Here is a 15,147-nt window from a genome sequence, read left to right as displayed (position 1 = left end):
TGCCGAACAGCCCTCCTCCCGGGCGCGGGGAACGCCCGGCCAGCCGGGCGCCCGTGTCGTGCCTGTCCGCCCACCCTGCCCCTGCCGACGGCCTGCCGGCGCGGCGCGGCCCGGCGGCCACCCCCGCTGCGGGGGCAGAAAAAACGCTACAGCGCCGGCGCGCGCGCCCCGCGCGCCGCATAGAAGGACTCGCGGAAGGCCAGGAAGGTTCCCGCCTCGATGGCCGCGCGCATGTCGGCCATCAGCTTCTCGTAGTAATAGAGGTTGTGCAGGGTACCGAGCATCGGCGCCAGCATCTCGTTGCAGCGGTCCAGGTGGCGCAGGTAGGCGCGGGTGTAGCCACTGCTGCAGGCATGGCAGCCGCAGCCCGGCTCGATGGTGTCCATGTCGCGCTCGTAGCGGGCGTTGCGGATGCGCACCGTGCCGGTCGAGGTGAAGTAATGGCCGTTGCGCGCGTTGCGGGTCGGCATCACGCAGTCGAACATGTCCACACCGCGGGCCACGCCCTCGACCAGGTCCTCCGGGCGGCCCACGCCCATCAGGTAGCGCGGGCGGTCGGCCGGCAGGATCGGGTGCATGTGCTCGAGCATGGCGTTGCGCTCGTGCTCGGGCTCGCCCACCGCCAGCCCGCCGATGGCATAGCCGTCGAAGCCGATCTGCTGCAGGCCCTCGGCCGAGCGGCTGCGCAGGTCGGGGTGCACGCCGCCCTGGACGATGCCGAACAGCGCCGCGTCGTTGCCCAGCGCGTCATGCGCATCGCGCGAGCGCCGCGCCCAGCGCAGGCTCAGTTCCATCGAGCGCCGGGCCACGTCCTCGGTGGCCGGGTACGGGGTGCATTCGTCGAAGATCATCACCACGTCCGAATCGAGCACCTTCTGGATCTTCATGCTCTCCTCCGGCCCCAGGAACACGCGGGCGCCATCGGTCGGCGAGGCGAAGGTGACGCCCTGCTCGGTGATCTTGCGGCGGTGCGCCAGCGAGAACACCTGGAAGCCGCCCGAGTCGGTCAGGATCGGCCCGTTCCAGCGGCAGAAGCCGTGCAGGCCGCCATGGTCGCCGATCACCTCCAGACCCGGGCGCAGGTACAGGTGGAAGGTGTTGCCGAGGATGATCTCGGCGCCGAGCGCGCGGATCTGCTCGGGCAGCACGCCCTTCACCGAGCCGTAGGTGCCCACCGGCATGAACGCCGGGGTCTGCACGGTGCCGCGCGGGAAGCAAAGCTGGCCGCGGCGCGCGTTGCCGTCGGTGGCCTGGAGCGTGAACTGCAGTCTGGACATGGGTGTGCTTCGGTCGGTCTGCCGTCCATTGTCGCGGATCGGCGACGCTGGCGCAGGAAAGGCGGGATCAGGCGTCGGGCTGCGGGAACAGCAGCATCGCGTCGCCGTAGCTGAAGAACCGGTAACGCCTGGCGATGGCGTGGGCGTAGGCGTCGAACACCCGCTGCCTGCCGGCGAACGCCGAGATCATCATCAGCAGGGTGCTTTCGGGCAGGTGGAAGTTGGTGACCATCGCGTCCACGCTGCGGATGCGGTAGCCCGGGGTGATGAAGATCTGGGTTTCGCCGGCGAACGGCTGCAGCTCGCCCTCGCGCATCGCACTCTCCAGCGCCCGCACCACGGTGGTGCCGACCCCGATCACGCGGCCGCCAGCGGCGCGGGTCCGCCGCACCTGCTGCACCAGCCCGGCACCGACATTGAGCCATTCGCGATGCATCACGTGTTGCGACAGGTCGTCCACCCGCACCGGCTGGAAGGTGCCGGCACCCACGTGCAGGGTGATATGGCCGAACGCCACGCCGCGCGCACGCAGCCGCTGCAGCAGGGCGTCGTCGAAATGCAGGCCGGCGGTAGGCGCCGCCACCGCGCCCACTTCGCGCGCGAACACGGTCTGGTAGCGCTCGCGGTCGTCGGCGCCGGGCTCGCGCTGGATGTACGGCGGCAGCGGCAGCCGGCCGGCGTGCGCCAGCCAGGCTTCCAGCGGCTCGGGCAGGTCGAAGCGCAGCAGGTAGAACTCGCCGTCGCGGCCGAGCACCTCGGCCTCGCCACCGGCGTCGAGCTGGATGCGGCTGCCGGGCTTGGGCGACTTGCTGGCGCCGACCTGGGCACGGGCCTGCTGGCCACCGAGCAGGCGCTCGATCAGGATCTCCACCCGGCCACCGCTGGCCTTGTGCCCGAACAGCCGCGCCGGGATCACCCGGGTATCGTTGAACACCAGCAGGTCGCCGGGCTGCAGCAGCTCGGGCAGGTCGCGCACGTGGCGGTCGTCGTAGGCGGCCGGCGCCGGCGGCACCACCAGCAGGCGGCTGGCGGAGCGCTCGGCCAGCGGCGCCTGGGCGATCAGTTCCTCGGGCAGGTCGTAGTGGAAATCGGACTTCTTCAAGGCCGGAACATCGAACGGGGGAGCCGGCCATTGTACCGGGCGCGCGCCGCATACCCGTAGCTGCGGGGGCTTGCCCCGCACCTGCGTGGACGCCCGGATGCGTCAGCGCTCGAACTTGGTCGACAGGATGATGGCGCTGGTGGTGCGCTCGACCCCGTCGATCACGCCGATGGCGTCGGTGACCACGTCCATCTCGCCGACCCCGCCCACCACCACCATCGCCACCAGGTCATGGGCGCCGCTGACCGAATGCAGGCTGCGCACCTCGGCGATCTCGCGCAGCGCCTTGACCACCGCCGGCATCTTGCGCGGCGACACGGTGATCAGCACGTGCGCGCGTACCTGGCCCTGCTCGTAATCCTCGTGGGTACGCACCGTGTAGCCGGCGATCACCCCCTGCTGCTCGAGCCGGTCGATGCGGCTCTGCACGGTGGTGCGCGACAGCCCGAGCCGGCGCGCGATCTGCGCGGTGGATGCGCGCGCGTCCTCGCGCAGCACGGACAACAGGCGTTCGTCGGCGGGGGAAATCTTCACATCGCGGCCCGGTTTCGTCGATTCGACGAAATTAACCCGATTTTCGACGGAATGACAGCTGCCATATGACCAGAATCTCCAGATAATGGCTATACAAGACCTTTCTGGAGATGAGCATGACCGTACTCGGCCCCCTCGCCGCGCTCCGCGCGCACGCCGGCGCCCGCCTGACCACGGGGCTGGAGGATGCCGCCGTCGAACGCCTGGCCGCCGCCCATCCCGACCTGGTCGCGGCGATCGCCGCGGCCGCCAGCGAATACGCCCGCATCAAGGACGAGGCGGCCGACCTGCTGGACCTGGACGAGAAGGACCAGATCGCCGCGATGCAGTCCGGGTTCGTCAATTTCTACGCCGATGACGCGGTGGTGCCGTACATCGCGCTGGCCGCCTGCGGCCCGTGGGTGGTCTCGCTCAAGGGCGCGGTGCTGTACGACGCCGGCGGCTACGGCATGCTGGGCTTCGGCCACACCCCGCCCGAGGTGCTGGCCGCCGCGGCCAAGCCGCAGGTGATGGCCAACATCATGACCCCGAGCCTGTCCCAGCGCCGCTTCGTGCAGGCGCTGCGCAAGGAGATCGGCCATACCCGCGGCGGCTGCCCGTTCTCGCACTTCATGTGCCTGAACTCCGGCTCCGAGGCGGTCGGCCTGGCCGCGCGCATCGCCGACATCAATGCCAAGCTGCAGACCGACCCGGGCGCGCCGCACGCCGGCGCCACGATCAAGCGCGTGGTCATCAAGGGCAGCTTCCACGGCCGCACCGACCGCCCGGCGCTGTATTCGGACTCGACCCGCAAGACCTACGACCGCTTCCTGGCCAGCTACCGCGGCGAGGACAGCGTGATCGCGATCGCCCCGTACGACGAGGCGGCGCTGCGCAAGGTGTTCGACGACGCCAAGGCCCACAACTGGTTCATCGAAGCGGTGTTCCTGGAGCCGGTGATGGGTGAAGGCGACCCGGGCCGCGCGGTACCGGTGAGCTTCTACAAGCTGGCCCGCGAACTGACCCGCGCCCACGGCAGCCTGTTGCTGATCGACTCGATCCAGGCCGCGCTGCGCGCCCATGGCACCCTGTCCTTCGTCGATTACCCGGGTTACGAGACCCTGGACCCGCCGGACATGGAGACCTACTCCAAGGCCCTGAACGGCGCGCAGTTCCCGCTGTCGGTGCTGGCCGTCACCGAACACGCCGCGCACCTGTACCGCAAGGGCGTGTACGGCAACACCATGACCACCAACCCGCGCGCGCTGGACGTGGCCTGCGCCACCCTGGCCCGCCTGACCCCGGAGGTGCGCCGCAACATCCGCGAACGCGGCGAACAGGCGGTGCGCAAGCTCGAGGCGCTCAAGGCCAGGCTGGGCGGGCTGATCACCAAGGTCCAGGGCACCGGGCTGCTGTTCTCCTGCGAACTGGCCCCGCAGTTCAAGTGCTACGGCGCCAATTCCACCGAGGAATGGCTGCGCATGCACGGCGTCAACGTGATCCACGGCGGCGAGAACTCGCTGCGCTTCACCCCGCATTTCGGCATGGACGAGGCCGAGCTGGACCTGCTGGTGGACATGGTCGGCCGCGCCCTGGCCGAAGGCCCGCGCCGCGAGCAGGCCGACGCGGCCTGATTGCCGCAAGGGATGGAGAACGGAAAGAGGCGGCCACCTGGCCGCCTTTTCCCATATGGGGAAAGCCATGCGGGGCGAGCCCCGCATCTACGGAAACGCGAAGGCTGCAAGAGCCCACCCGTAGGTGCCGGGCTTGCCCGGCACGGCGCTGGGCCGGCGCCCCAGGCAGATGACAGGCGGAAAGCGGAAAGAGGCGGCCATCTGGCCGCCTCTTTCCATCCGAGGCAAGCCCCATGCGGGGCGAGCCCCGCATCCACGTAAACGCGAAGGCTGCAGGAACCCACCGTAGGTGCCGGGCTTGCCCGGCACGGCGCTCGGCCGACAAGACCTGCACTTACCGGGCAAATGACAGACGAAAAGCGGAAAGAGGCGGCCACCTGGCCGCCTCTTTTCATGGTGAAAGCCGCATGCGGGGCGAGCCCCGCATCCACGGAAACGCGAAGGCTGCTAGAACCTACCCGTAGGTGCCGGGCTTGCCCGGCACGGCGCTCGGCCGGCAAGACCTGCACGCCCCAGGCAGATGACAGGCGGAAAGCGGAAAGAGGCGGCCATCTGGCCGCCTCTTTCCATCCGGGGCAAGCCCATGCGAGGCGAGCCCCGCATCTACGGAAACGCGAAGGCTGCAGGAACCCACCCGTAGGTGCCGGGCTTGCCCGGCACGGCGCTCGGCCGGCAAGGCTTCATGCAGGCAAGCCGCGCATTTGCCGGGCGAGTCAACGCGCTTCGACCACCGCGACCGACGGTGCGGTGGCCGAGGCCTGGCCCCAGCCGCCGAGCGCCTTGTACACCGCCACCACGCTGACGTTGACCCCGGCTTCGGCGTCGGCCAGCGCATCGTCGGCCGCCAATTGGCTGCGCTGCGCGTCGAGCAGCGCCAGGAAATCGGCCGAGCCCTCGCGGTAACGGACCTGCGCCAGCGCCTGCGCGCGACGCGCGGCCTGGGCCTGTTCGGCCACGATCAGCAGTCGCGCCTGCTGCCTGGCGTAGCGTGCCAGCGCGTTCTCGGCATCCTCCAGCGCCAGCAGCACGGTCTTCTCGTACTCGGCCGCCGCGCCGTCGGCCTGGGCACGGCTGGCGCGCAGCCGCGCGCGCACGCTGCCGACGTCGAACGCGCTCCAGCGCAGCGATGGCGCCAGCGACCAGGCCTTGTTGGCGCCATTGACCAGGCCGCCGGCATCGCCGCCGAGGAAACCAACGAAGCCGGTCAGCGACAGCCGCGGAAACAGGTCGGCGGTGGCCACGCCGACCCGCGCGGTGGCCGCGGCCAGGCGGCGCTCGGCGGCGCGCACGTCGGCGCGCCGCTGCAGCAGCACGGTGGTATCGCCCAGCGGCAGCGGCCGGGCGAACGCCTGGACCGGGCGCGGCTGCAACAGCGTATCCAGGGTGCCGGGGCGCTGCCCCAGCAGCACCGCCAGCCGGTGCCGTGACTGGGTCTGCGCCAGTTCCAGCAGCGGGATGTCGGCCTCGATCGCCTTCAGCCGCGCACGGCTGCTCTGCACGTCGAGTTCGCTGCCCGCGCCCAGGGTCCAGCGGGTCTCGGTCAGTGCCTGGGTGTCGCGCAGGTTGACCAGGGTCTGTTCGGCCACCGCGATGCGCTTCTGCGTACCGCGCAGCTCGAAGTAATTGCGCGCGACCTCGGCGGCCACCAGCACCTGTGCGTCGACCAGGTTGGCCCATTCGGCGTCCAGGTCGGCCCGCGCCGCTTCGGCGGCGCGGCGCTGGCGTCCGAACAGGTCAAGCTCCCAGCCGGCATCGAAACCAAGCTGGTACTGCTCGCCGGACACGCGTGCGCCGCCCTGCGCCGGATCCCGTTGCCGATGGCGTTCCTGACTGGCGGCCGCGGTGACGTGCGGCGCCTGGTCGAGCTGGCGCTCGACGAACACCGCCCGCGCCTGCTGCACGCGCGCCAGTGCCAGCGTGAGGTCGAGGTTGTCGGACAACGCCGCATGCATCAGCTGCGCGAGCACCGGATCATCGAACTGCGCCCACCAGCCCGCCACCGGCGACTGCGCGCTGTATACCGGTGCGGCGGCGCCGCGCAGCACCACCGGCGGCTGCGCCGGGGCGTGGTAATCCGGGCCGACACTGACGCAGCCGGCCAGCAGCAGGCCGGACAGCGCCGCGGCCAGTGCCGCCCTCACCATGGCAGCACCTGCCCGAGATGGGTGAAGCTGCCGCTCGGCCCGTCCGCGCCGAGCAGCGCCATCTGCACGCTGGAGCGCGCGCCGTCGGCGACGTCGATCTCGCCCGCGCCCGCGTTCATGTCGGTCCGCACGTAGCCCGGGTGCACGGTGTTGACCTTGATCGGCGTGCCGCGCAGTTCGTACGCCAGCGACAGGGTCCAGTTGTTCACCGCCGCCTTGGACGCGTTGTAGGCCGGCACCTTGAAGTCGTAGATGGGCGAGCCGGGATCGGCATGCAGCGCCTGCGAACCGAGGATGCTCGACACGTTGACGATGCGCCCGGCCGTCGAGCGCCGCAGCAGCGGCAGGAACGCCTGGGTGACGGCCACCAGCGCATGCACGTTGGTGTCGAAGGTCCGGCGCCAGGTATCGAGCGGCTGCGCCGACGGTGGCAGCGACGGGTCTTCCAGCAGCACGCCGGCGTTGTTGACCAGGATGTCGAGCCGGCCGTGGTGCCGTTCGACCTCGCGCACCGCCGCGTCGATGCTGGCGGCATCGGTGACGTCCAGCTGCAGCGCCTCCACCGGCAGCCCTTCGGCCTGCAGTTGCAGTGCCAGCGCCTGCGCGGTGTCGCGCTGGCGGCCGGCGAGCAGCGTATGCACGCCGGCGCGGGCCAGCTGGCGCACCGTTTCCAGGCCGATGCCGCGGGTGGCGCCGGTGACCAGCGCGATCTTGTTGTGTTGGGTAGTCATGGATGCATGTCTCGGTTGGATGGGCCGTCGCCCGAGGATGTCAGGCGACGGCCGAAGGTCGGGTCAGTGGTGCAGGGTCGGTTCGCCATGCCGCACCAGCTGGCCGCCGCCGTTGCGGGTGACGAAGGTGCGCAGCGCGACGTAGAACACCGGGGTCAGGAACAGGCCGAACAGGGTCACCCCCAGCATGCCGGCGAACACGGTGATGCCGGTGACCGAGCGCACCTCGGCGCCCGCGCCATGCGACAGCACCAGCGGCACGGTGCCGGCGATGAAGGCGATGGAGGTCATCACGATCGGGCGCAGGCGCAGGCGGCACGCCTCCAGCGCGGCGTCGACGATGCGCTTGCCGCCCATTTCCAGCTCGCGGGCGAATTCGACGATCAGGATCGCGTTCTTGCACGCCAGGCCCATCAGCACCACCAGCCCGACCTGCACGAACACGTTGTTGTCGCCACCGCTCAGCCATACCCCGAACAGTGCCGACAGCAGCGTCATCGGCACGATCAGGATCACCGCCAGCGGCAGCGACCAGCTCTCGTACAGCGCGGCCAGCACCAGGAATGCGAGCAGGATCGCAACCGGGAACACGATGAAGGCGGCCTTGCCCTGGGTGGCCTGCTGGTAGCTCAGGTCGGTCCATTCGGTGGTCATGCCCACCGGCAGCACCTTGCCGGCGATCTCGGTCAGTCGGTTCATCGCCTCGGCCGAGGACAGCACGCGCGGGTCGGCCTCGCCGGCCAGGTCGGCGGCCGGGTAGCCGTTGAAGCGCAGCACCGGATCGGGGCCGTAGGTTTCCTTGATGGTCACCATCGAACCGATCGGCACCATCTCGCCACGGTCGTTGCGGGTACGCAGCCGGGCGATATCCTCCACGCTCTCGCGGAACGGGCCGTCGGCCTGGGCGATCACCTGCCAGGTGCGGCCGAACTGGTTGAAGTCGTTGACGTAGGCCGAGCCCAGGTAGGTCTGCAGGGTGTCGAACAGTTCGGTCAGCTGCACGCCCTGCGCCTTGGCCTTGACCCGGTCCACCTCCGCGTCCAGCTGCGGCACGTTGGCCTGGTAGCTGGTGATCGGGAAGGCCATGCCCGGGGTCTGCGCCACCGCGCCCTGCATCGCCTGCACCGCGTTCTGCAGCGCGCCGTAGCCCAGGTTGCCGCGGTCCTCGATGAACATCTGGTAGCCGTTGCCATTGCCCAGGCCCAGGATCGGCGGCGGCATCATCGAAAACGCGAAGCCTTCCTGCAGGCCGGCGATCTTCTGGTTGATCTCGGCATTGATCTGCGCGGCGCTGCGGCCGTTGCGTTCGTTGAACGGCTTGAGCGGGATGAACGCCACGCCGGTATTGGGGGTATTAGTGAACTGCAGCGCGTTCAGGCCCGGGAACGAGATGGTGTGGGCCACGCCGTCGGTTTCCTGGGCGATCTTCGCCACCTTGCGCAGCATGGCATCGGTACGCGCGATCGACGCGCCCTCCGGCAGCTTCACCCCGGCGATCAGGTACAGCTTGTCCTGGGTCGGGATGAAGCCCGGCGGCACCAGCTTGAAGATCACGCCGGTACCGACCAGCAGGATCGCGTAGACCACGAACACCGCGCCACGGCGGCCGAGGATGCGGGCCACGCCACGCTCGTACTTTTCCGAGCTGGACCTGAAGAAGCGGTTGAACGGGCGGAACACCCAGCCGAACAGGCGTTCGATCAACCGGCTCGGGCCATCCTTCGGCGCGCCGTGGGGCTTGAGCAGCCGCGCGGCCAGGGCCGGCGACAGGGTCAGCGAATTGATCGCCGAGATCACCGTGGAAATGGCGATGGTCACCGCGAACTGCTTGTAGAACTGGCCGGTGACGCCGGACAGGAAGGCCATCGGCACGAATACCGCGCACAGCACCAGGGCGATGGCGATGATCGGCCCGGACACTTCCTTCATCGCCTGGTGCGCGGCGGCGGTGGGCGACAGGCCCTCCTCGATGTTGCGCTCGACGTTCTCCACCACCACGATCGCGTCGTCGACCACGATGCCGATCGCCAGCACCAGGCCGAACAGGCTCAGCGTGTTGATCGAGAAGCCCAGCAGGTACAGCGCGGCGAACGTGCCCACCACCGACACCGGCACCGCGATCAGCGGGATGATCGAAGCGCGCCAGGTCTGCAGGAACAGGATCACCACCAGCACCACCAGCGCGATCGCCTCCAGCAGCGTGGACACCACCGCCTTGATCGAATCGCGCACGAAAATGGTGGTGTCGTACACCGCCTCGTACTTCACGTCGGCCGGAAAGGTCTTCTGCATGGCGTCCATGCTGGCGATGACCTGGTCGCGGATTTCCAGCGCGTTGGCGCCCGGCGCCTGGAAGATGCCGATGCCCACCGCGTTCTTGCCGTCCAGCTGCGAACGCAGGGTGTAGTCGCCGGCGCCCAGCTCCAGCCGGGCGACGTCGGACAGGCGCACGATCTCGCCGTCGCCGCCGCTCTTGAGCACGATGTCGCCGAACTCCTGCTCGCTCTTCAGCCGGCCCTGGGCGTTGATCAGGGTCAGGAAGCGGCTGTCCGGCAGCGGTTCGGCGCCGAGCTGGCCGGCTGAAACCTGCACGTTCTGTTCGCGCATCGCGCGCACCACGTCACTGGCGGTCAGGCCGCGCGAGGCCACCTTGCCCGGGTCCAGCCAGGCGCGCATGGCGTAGTCGCCGCCGCCGAAGACCTGCGCGTCGCCCACCCCCGGGATGCGCGCCAGCGCGTCCTTGACGTGCAGGCGCGCGTAGTTGCGCAGGTACAGGGTGTCGTACTTGCCGCCCGGCGAGGTCAGGTGCACCACCATCAGGAAGGTCGGCGACTGCTTCTGCGTGGTCACGCCCTGCCGGCGCACGTCCTCGGGCAGGCGCGCCTGCGCCTGCGCCACGCGGTTCTGCACCTTCACCGCGGCCGCATCCGGGTCGGTGCCCGGGCGGAAGGTGACGGTCATCTGCAGCACGCCATCCGAGCCGGCCACCGACTTGAGGTACATCATGCCCTCGACGCCGTTGATCGCCTCCTCCAGCGGGGTAGCGACGGTCTCGGCGATGACCTTGGGGTTGGCGCCCGGGTAGACCGTGCGCACCACCACCGACGGCGGCACCACTTCCGGGTATTCGCCGACCGGCAGGATCGGGATCGCGATCAGGCCGGCGGCGAAGATCACGATCGACAGCACCGCCGCGAAGATCGGCCTGTCGATGAAGAAACGGGAAAAATCCATCTGCGGAATCCTTGCAATGGCCGGGCGCCGGCATGCAGCCCGCCTGCCCCCGCCCATGCGGGCGAAGGCCAGGCGGCCGGCCGCCGGGCCGGCGTCAGGTTGAAACGGGGGTCAGTTCAGCGCGGTGGCGTCATGGCCCACGCCGGACGCCGGCGTGGGCTGCATCGCCACTGCCCTGGCCTGCACCGGCATGCCTGGCATGAACACCTTCTGCACGCCATCGACGATCACCTTGTCGCCCGGCGCCAGCCCGGCCTCGACGATGCGCAGGCCCTCCGCGCTGCGCCCCAGCTGGACATCGCGGCGCTGCGCCTTGCCCTCCTTGTCGACCACGTACACGTACTTGCGGTCCTGGTCGGTCAGCACCGCCCGGTCGTCGATCAGCATGGCCTCGAACGCACCGCTGCCGAGCAGCCGCACGCGCGCGAACAGGCCCGGGGTGAACTGGCGGTCGCGGTTGTCCAGCAGCGCGCGCACGCGGATGGTGCCGGTACTGCGGGTGACCTGGTTGTCGAGGAAATCCACCTTGCCCGCATGCGGGAAGCCCGCCTCGCCGCTCAGCGCCACCTTCACCGGCAGCGCCTGGTCGCGCTCGCTCGGACGCTCGCCACTGCGCGCCATCCGCGCGTAGCGCAGGAACGTGCCCTCGTCGGCGTCGAAGTACACGTGCACGGTGTCCAGCGACACCAGGGTGGTCAGCACGCTGGCGCTGTCGCCGGCGGTGACCAGGTTGCCGGCGGTGACCATGGCGCGGCCGGCGCGGCCATCGATCGGCGCGCGCACCTTGGTGAACTCCAGGTCGAGGCGCGCCGCGTCCACCGCGGCCTGCGCCGCCTGCACCGCGGCGCCGGCCTGCTCGGCGGCGGCACGGCGCTGCTCAGCGGTCTCCGCGGCGATGGCCTGCTGCTCGGCCAGGCGGCGCGCGCGCTCGGACTCGCTGCGCGCCAACGCGGCCTGGGTGCGGGCGCGGGCGAGCTCGGCGCGGGCGCGGTCGTACTCGGCCTGGTAGCTGCGCGCGTCGATGGTGAACAGCACGTCGCCCTTCTTCACCTCCTGGCCTTCGGTGTAGTTGACCCTATCGATGTAGCCGGACACGCGCGGGCGCAGTTCCACGCTCTGCACCGCTTCCACGCGGCCGCTGAATTCGTCCCACTGGCTGACCTGCCTGACCAGCACCGGCGCCGCGCTGACTTCCGGCGCCGGCGGCGCACCGGCTTGCTGGGCGTGGCCGCCGCTGCACGCGGCGAGAACGGCGATGGCCAGCGCCGTCATGCCCGCCAGGGCAATGCGTCGCGGGGTCCGGGAGGGGCTGGAGATACCTTTCATGTCATGCATCCTGGAGGGGGAAGAGGGGCCGCTGGGTGGCAGGGAACGGGGCCGTTGCCGGGTGCGCGGGACAGTGTGCGCAGGCGCTGCTGACAGCCGCTGTCAGCAGCCGCCGATGGCGGCGCGGGAAACCCGGGGTGGCGCGCGGCCTGCGCGCACGCAGCCGGTTGCCGCGCATGCCGGCGCTCGTCAGCGGCATTTCCACTGTCCCGCTCACGGAAATTTTTCTCCCGCTGGCGGGACAAACGCCGCCGCGAAGCATTCGGCCAGGCGCCGACCCAGCGTCCGCGACGGCGCCAAGGACGCCGGCGCGCGCATCCCGCGCAGCGCAGCGAAGTGCTGTGGATTCAAGCCGTTGTCCCGCCAGGCGCGGCGGTCGACCGTGGAAAACGCCGGCAGGCGGCGCGTCGGCTGGAAGGCAGGAAGGTGGCGCAGGCGCATGGCTGCAGGTCCGATCTGGGCGGAGGCCGCCAAGTTACGCCTCTAATTCATACTTGATTAGTACGGATTGAAGGGAATAATCGTCCCGTCGCCGGCACAATCCCGCTGCCGAAGGAACCTCTCCCATGGCCCACGATCTCAACGACACCCTGATCTTCGTCAAGGTGGTCGAACAGGGCAGCTTCACCGCCGCCGCGCGCCTGTTGGGGCAACCCAAGACCACCGTCAGCCGCAAGGTGCAGGAGCTGGAAGAGCGGCTCGGCGCGCGCCTGCTGCACCGGACCACGCGTCGCCTCGGCCTGACCGAGGCCGGCAGCGTCTACTACGAACACTGCCAGCGCATCGCGCGCGAGCTGGAACAGGCGCAGAGCGCGGTCAGCCAGCTGCAGTCCGGGCCGCGCGGCTGGCTGCGCTTCACCGTGCCGTACGCGGTCGGGGTCAACTGGATCGCCCCGCTGCTGGGGCAGTTCCAGGCGCAGTACCCGGAAATCCGCGTGGACATGCACCTGGGCAACGAGATGCTCGACCTGATCTCCGGCGAGACCGACCTGGCGCTGCGCGTCGGCCCGCTGCCCGACTCCAACCTGATCGCACGCAAGCTCGGCAGCCTGCGCACCCAGGTATTCGCCAGCCCCGCCTACCTCCGGCGTCACGGCGAACCGCGGCATCCGGACGAACTGCAGCATCACCGCACGCTGGCGCTGCGCAAGCACCAGCAGGGCCAGAACAACCGTTTCGCCTGGTCGTTGGCCGAAGATGGCGGGCAGATGCGCGAGTTCCCGGTCAATCCTCTGATGGTGGCCAACGACACCGCCGCGTTGAATTCGATGCTGGTCGGTGGCGAAGGGCTGATGCTCAGCAGCGACGTGATGGCCAAGCCATTCATCGAGTCGGGCATGTTGCGCCGGGTACTGGCCGGATGGACCGGCCCGGACTACGACTTCAGCGCGGTGTTCGCCGGCGGCGGCATGGTCTCGCCCAAGGTGCGCGCCTTCGTCGATTTCCTGGTGGAGAAGCTCAACCTGGACGCCAACTACATGTTGCTGCAGTGCCCCAACGCCAAGCACCTGGTCGACCGCGAGCCCGCGTACTGCCAGCGTGGACTGGAGCTACCGGAGCTGCGTGTGCTGGAGGCGCTCAGCGCCTGAGCCGCGCACGCGTCGCGGGACGGAAACGGAAACGGCGGCCGATGGCCGCCGTTGTTGCCTGCGCCAATTGGCGTCAATTGCCGCGGCCGTAGGGCCACAGCGGCACCACCTGCACTTCCTTGCAGCCGTCGTAGCGGCTGCAGCTGCCGAAGTAACCGGGGCCAGAGTAGCGCTGGCGCGCATCGCGGTTGTACGGGCTGTTGTAGAAATCCGGCCGGTACAGATGGCCGGCGCCGTGGTAGCGCATCGGCGTCTGCGGCGCCGCGAACGGCTGCGCGGCGGCGCTCGCCACGGCCGCGCCGTCGCCACCGGTCACATAGCCTTCCTGCGGGTCGTAGCGGACCATGCGGTAGTAAATGGTCTCCCCGTCCTGCCGGCGCGTGCGCAGCGCCTGCATCGCGCCGTCGGCGTACACGTACGGGCGGCCGTTCTCGAACACGACCTCGGACGGATTGACCTGCTCCTCCTCCAGCGGTGGCTGCTGCGCCAGCGCGCTCCCCGCCATGGCCGCCAGCAGCAGCGCTGTCCCTGTCACGATCCTGATCCTGCCTGCGCGCATGTCGTTCCTCCCTGGTGGTTGCGCCGCGCCACTGCGGTGCGGGCGGGCCGGGCCAAGTATAGGCAGCGCGGGCGGCAGCCACACCCGCCCGAACACGGAAAGCCGACGCCGTTCACCGCGCGGCCGTGCGCCCGTTCCCGACCCGCGCAGGCCCCAGCCAACCCGGCGAAGCCCCCGGCAGCCAGCGCAAAATAGATGACGCAAACGGCGCCGGTTCCGTGATTGCTCCCGTATGGGCGATGCATCCGCCCCTTTCCCCCGAACCGGAGTCCAGCGTGAACCATGATCCCTATGCCGCCCCCGCCGTCGACATCGACATCGACATCGACCTACTGGAAGTATCCGAGCGCTGGAAGCGCCATTTCGCGGGCATCCAGCGGTGTCCGGCAAGGCGGACGGGCCGGCCAGCCGCGCCTGCGGGGTCTATCTGCCGTAACGCCGCATCGCCTCGCTGATCAGCACCCGGGCGTCGGCGGCGTTGCCCCAGCCGTTGAGCTGCACCGGGTTGCGACCGGTCGGCAGGTCCTTGTAAACCCGGAAGAACGCCTCGATGCGCTGGCGCTCGACTTCCGGCAGATCCGCCAGGTCGCGGATGCTGGCGTAGGTCGGGTCGACCTTGTCGGTTGGCACGCCGATGATCTTCTCGTCGTGCTCGCCGCCATCAATCATCTTCAGGTAACCGATCGGCCGGAAGCGCACGATCACGCCGGGATGCAGCGGCTCGCGGGTCAGCACCAGCGCATCCAGCGGATCGTTGTCACCGGCCAGCGTGCGCGGCATCGAGCCGTAGTTGGCCGGATAGGCCACCGGCATCGACTGGAAGCGATCCACGTGGACCAGGCCGTCTTCCTTGATCTCGTACTTGGTGAAGCTGCCGGCCGGAATCTCCACCGCCAGATTCACCTCCTGCGGGGCCTGCTTCGGCTGGGCGACCAGGAACGGATGCAGCACGGTATCGGCGGCCGTCACCGCACTGGCCAGCAACAGCAGCGCGGCGCCGATGGCAGCGAGGGGAAGGACGCGTCGGGGCATGGTCAT

11 protein-coding genes and 1 pseudogene are annotated in these 15,147 nt (G+C 69.8%); 2 read left to right on the top strand and 10 right to left on the bottom strand.

Features of this window, described 5'->3' with window-relative positions:
- Positions 1 to 146: 146 nt before the first annotated feature.
- The 3 genes from tgt to MKP15_RS10820 form a co-directional block, all read right to left on the bottom strand.
- A complete protein-coding gene (gene tgt, locus MKP15_RS10830) occupies positions 147 to 1,277 on the bottom strand; it encodes a tRNA guanosine(34) transglycosylase Tgt (RefSeq protein WP_240212710.1) in 1,131 nt (376 codons plus the stop codon).
- A 67-nt stretch (positions 1,278 to 1,344) separates the two neighbouring features.
- Complete coding sequence (gene queA, locus MKP15_RS10825; RefSeq protein WP_240212709.1) at positions 1,345 to 2,379, bottom strand: tRNA preQ1(34) S-adenosylmethionine ribosyltransferase-isomerase QueA; 1,035 nt, start codon at positions 2,377 to 2,379, stop codon at positions 1,345 to 1,347.
- 102 nt (positions 2,380 to 2,481) lie between these two features.
- Entirely contained in the window at positions 2,482 to 2,913 is a 432-nt protein-coding gene (locus MKP15_RS10820) for an Lrp/AsnC family transcriptional regulator (RefSeq protein ID WP_054665268.1), read from the bottom strand.
- A gap of 116 nt (positions 2,914 to 3,029) precedes the next feature.
- Between MKP15_RS10820 and MKP15_RS10815 the strand changes: the two genes are divergently transcribed.
- Positions 3,030 to 4,526 (top strand): aminotransferase class III-fold pyridoxal phosphate-dependent enzyme, encoded by a 1,497-nt coding sequence (locus tag MKP15_RS10815; protein ID WP_240212708.1) that lies wholly within the window; start codon positions 3,030 to 3,032, stop codon positions 4,524 to 4,526.
- Between the two features lie 713 nt (positions 4,527 to 5,239).
- Here the strand turns inward: MKP15_RS10815 and MKP15_RS10810 are convergent.
- The 5 genes from MKP15_RS10810 to MKP15_RS10790 form a co-directional block, all read right to left on the bottom strand.
- The gene (locus MKP15_RS10810) at positions 5,240 to 6,670 is read right to left on the bottom strand and encodes an efflux transporter outer membrane subunit (protein ID WP_240212707.1); all 1,431 of its coding nucleotides are present in this window, start codon (positions 6,668 to 6,670) and stop codon (positions 5,240 to 5,242) included.
- A complete protein-coding gene (locus tag MKP15_RS10805) occupies positions 6,664 to 7,401 on the bottom strand; it encodes an SDR family oxidoreductase (protein WP_240212706.1) in 738 nt (245 codons plus the stop codon). The genes MKP15_RS10810 and MKP15_RS10805 overlap by 7 nt, the downstream gene beginning before the upstream one ends.
- A gap of 63 nt (positions 7,402 to 7,464) precedes the next feature.
- Positions 7,465 to 10,635, bottom strand: coding sequence for a multidrug efflux RND transporter permease subunit (locus MKP15_RS10800; protein ID WP_240212705.1), 3,171 nt, complete (start codon positions 10,633 to 10,635; stop codon positions 7,465 to 7,467).
- Between the two features lie 111 nt (positions 10,636 to 10,746).
- Positions 10,747 to 11,961, bottom strand: coding sequence for an efflux RND transporter periplasmic adaptor subunit (locus MKP15_RS10795; RefSeq protein WP_240212704.1), 1,215 nt, complete (start codon positions 11,959 to 11,961; stop codon positions 10,747 to 10,749).
- A gap of 213 nt (positions 11,962 to 12,174) precedes the next feature.
- Positions 12,175 to 12,402 (bottom strand): hypothetical protein, encoded by a 228-nt coding sequence (locus tag MKP15_RS10790; RefSeq protein WP_240212703.1) that lies wholly within the window; start codon positions 12,400 to 12,402, stop codon positions 12,175 to 12,177.
- 125 nt (positions 12,403 to 12,527) lie between these two features.
- Here MKP15_RS10790 and MKP15_RS10785 point away from each other — a divergent pair.
- A pseudogene (locus MKP15_RS10785) lies at positions 12,528 to 13,457 on the top strand (LysR substrate-binding domain-containing protein); the annotation flags it as partial.
- Between the two features lie 166 nt (positions 13,458 to 13,623).
- On the opposite strand, the gene MKP15_RS10780 reads toward MKP15_RS10785, so the two are convergent.
- Positions 13,624 to 14,085, bottom strand: coding sequence for a hypothetical protein (locus tag MKP15_RS10780; protein WP_233996336.1), 462 nt, complete (start codon positions 14,083 to 14,085; stop codon positions 13,624 to 13,626).
- 447 nt (positions 14,086 to 14,532) lie between these two features.
- Complete coding sequence (locus MKP15_RS10775; protein WP_240212702.1) at positions 14,533 to 15,147, bottom strand: inorganic diphosphatase; 615 nt, start codon at positions 15,145 to 15,147, stop codon at positions 14,533 to 14,535.

This window comes from Stenotrophomonas sp. Y6, assembly GCF_022436665.1.
In the GTDB taxonomy this organism is placed as follows: Bacteria; Pseudomonadota; Gammaproteobacteria; order Xanthomonadales; family Xanthomonadaceae; genus Stenotrophomonas; species Stenotrophomonas acidaminiphila_A.
Note: the sequence above shows the minus strand (reverse complement) of the source record. Positions and strands in the feature narration are given on the sequence as shown.

Bases quoted from the DNA above. Each gene is read 5' to 3' on its own strand.
- MKP15_RS10815 (WP_240212708.1), top strand. From the start codon at position 3,030: ATGACCGTACTCGGCCCCCTCGCCGCGCTCCGCGCGCACGCCGGCGCC.
- MKP15_RS10800 (WP_240212705.1), bottom strand. From the start codon at position 10,635: ATGGATTTTTCCCGTTTCTTCATCGACAGGCCGATCTTCGCGGCGGTG.
- MKP15_RS10810 (WP_240212707.1), bottom strand. From the start codon at position 6,670: ATGGTGAGGGCGGCACTGGCCGCGGCGCTGTCCGGCCTGCTGCTGGCC.
- tgt (WP_240212710.1), bottom strand. From the start codon at position 1,277: ATGTCCAGACTGCAGTTCACGCTCCAGGCCACCGACGGCAACGCGCGC.
- MKP15_RS10805 (WP_240212706.1), bottom strand. From the start codon at position 7,401: ATGACTACCCAACACAACAAGATCGCGCTGGTCACCGGCGCCACCCGC.
- MKP15_RS10795 (WP_240212704.1), bottom strand. From the start codon at position 11,961: ATGAAAGGTATCTCCAGCCCCTCCCGGACCCCGCGACGCATTGCCCTG.
- MKP15_RS10790 (WP_240212703.1), bottom strand. From the start codon at position 12,402: ATGCGCCTGCGCCACCTTCCTGCCTTCCAGCCGACGCGCCGCCTGCCG.
- MKP15_RS10775 (WP_240212702.1), bottom strand. From the start codon at position 15,147: ATGACCATGCCCCGACGCGTCCTTCCCCTCGCTGCCATCGGCGCCGCG.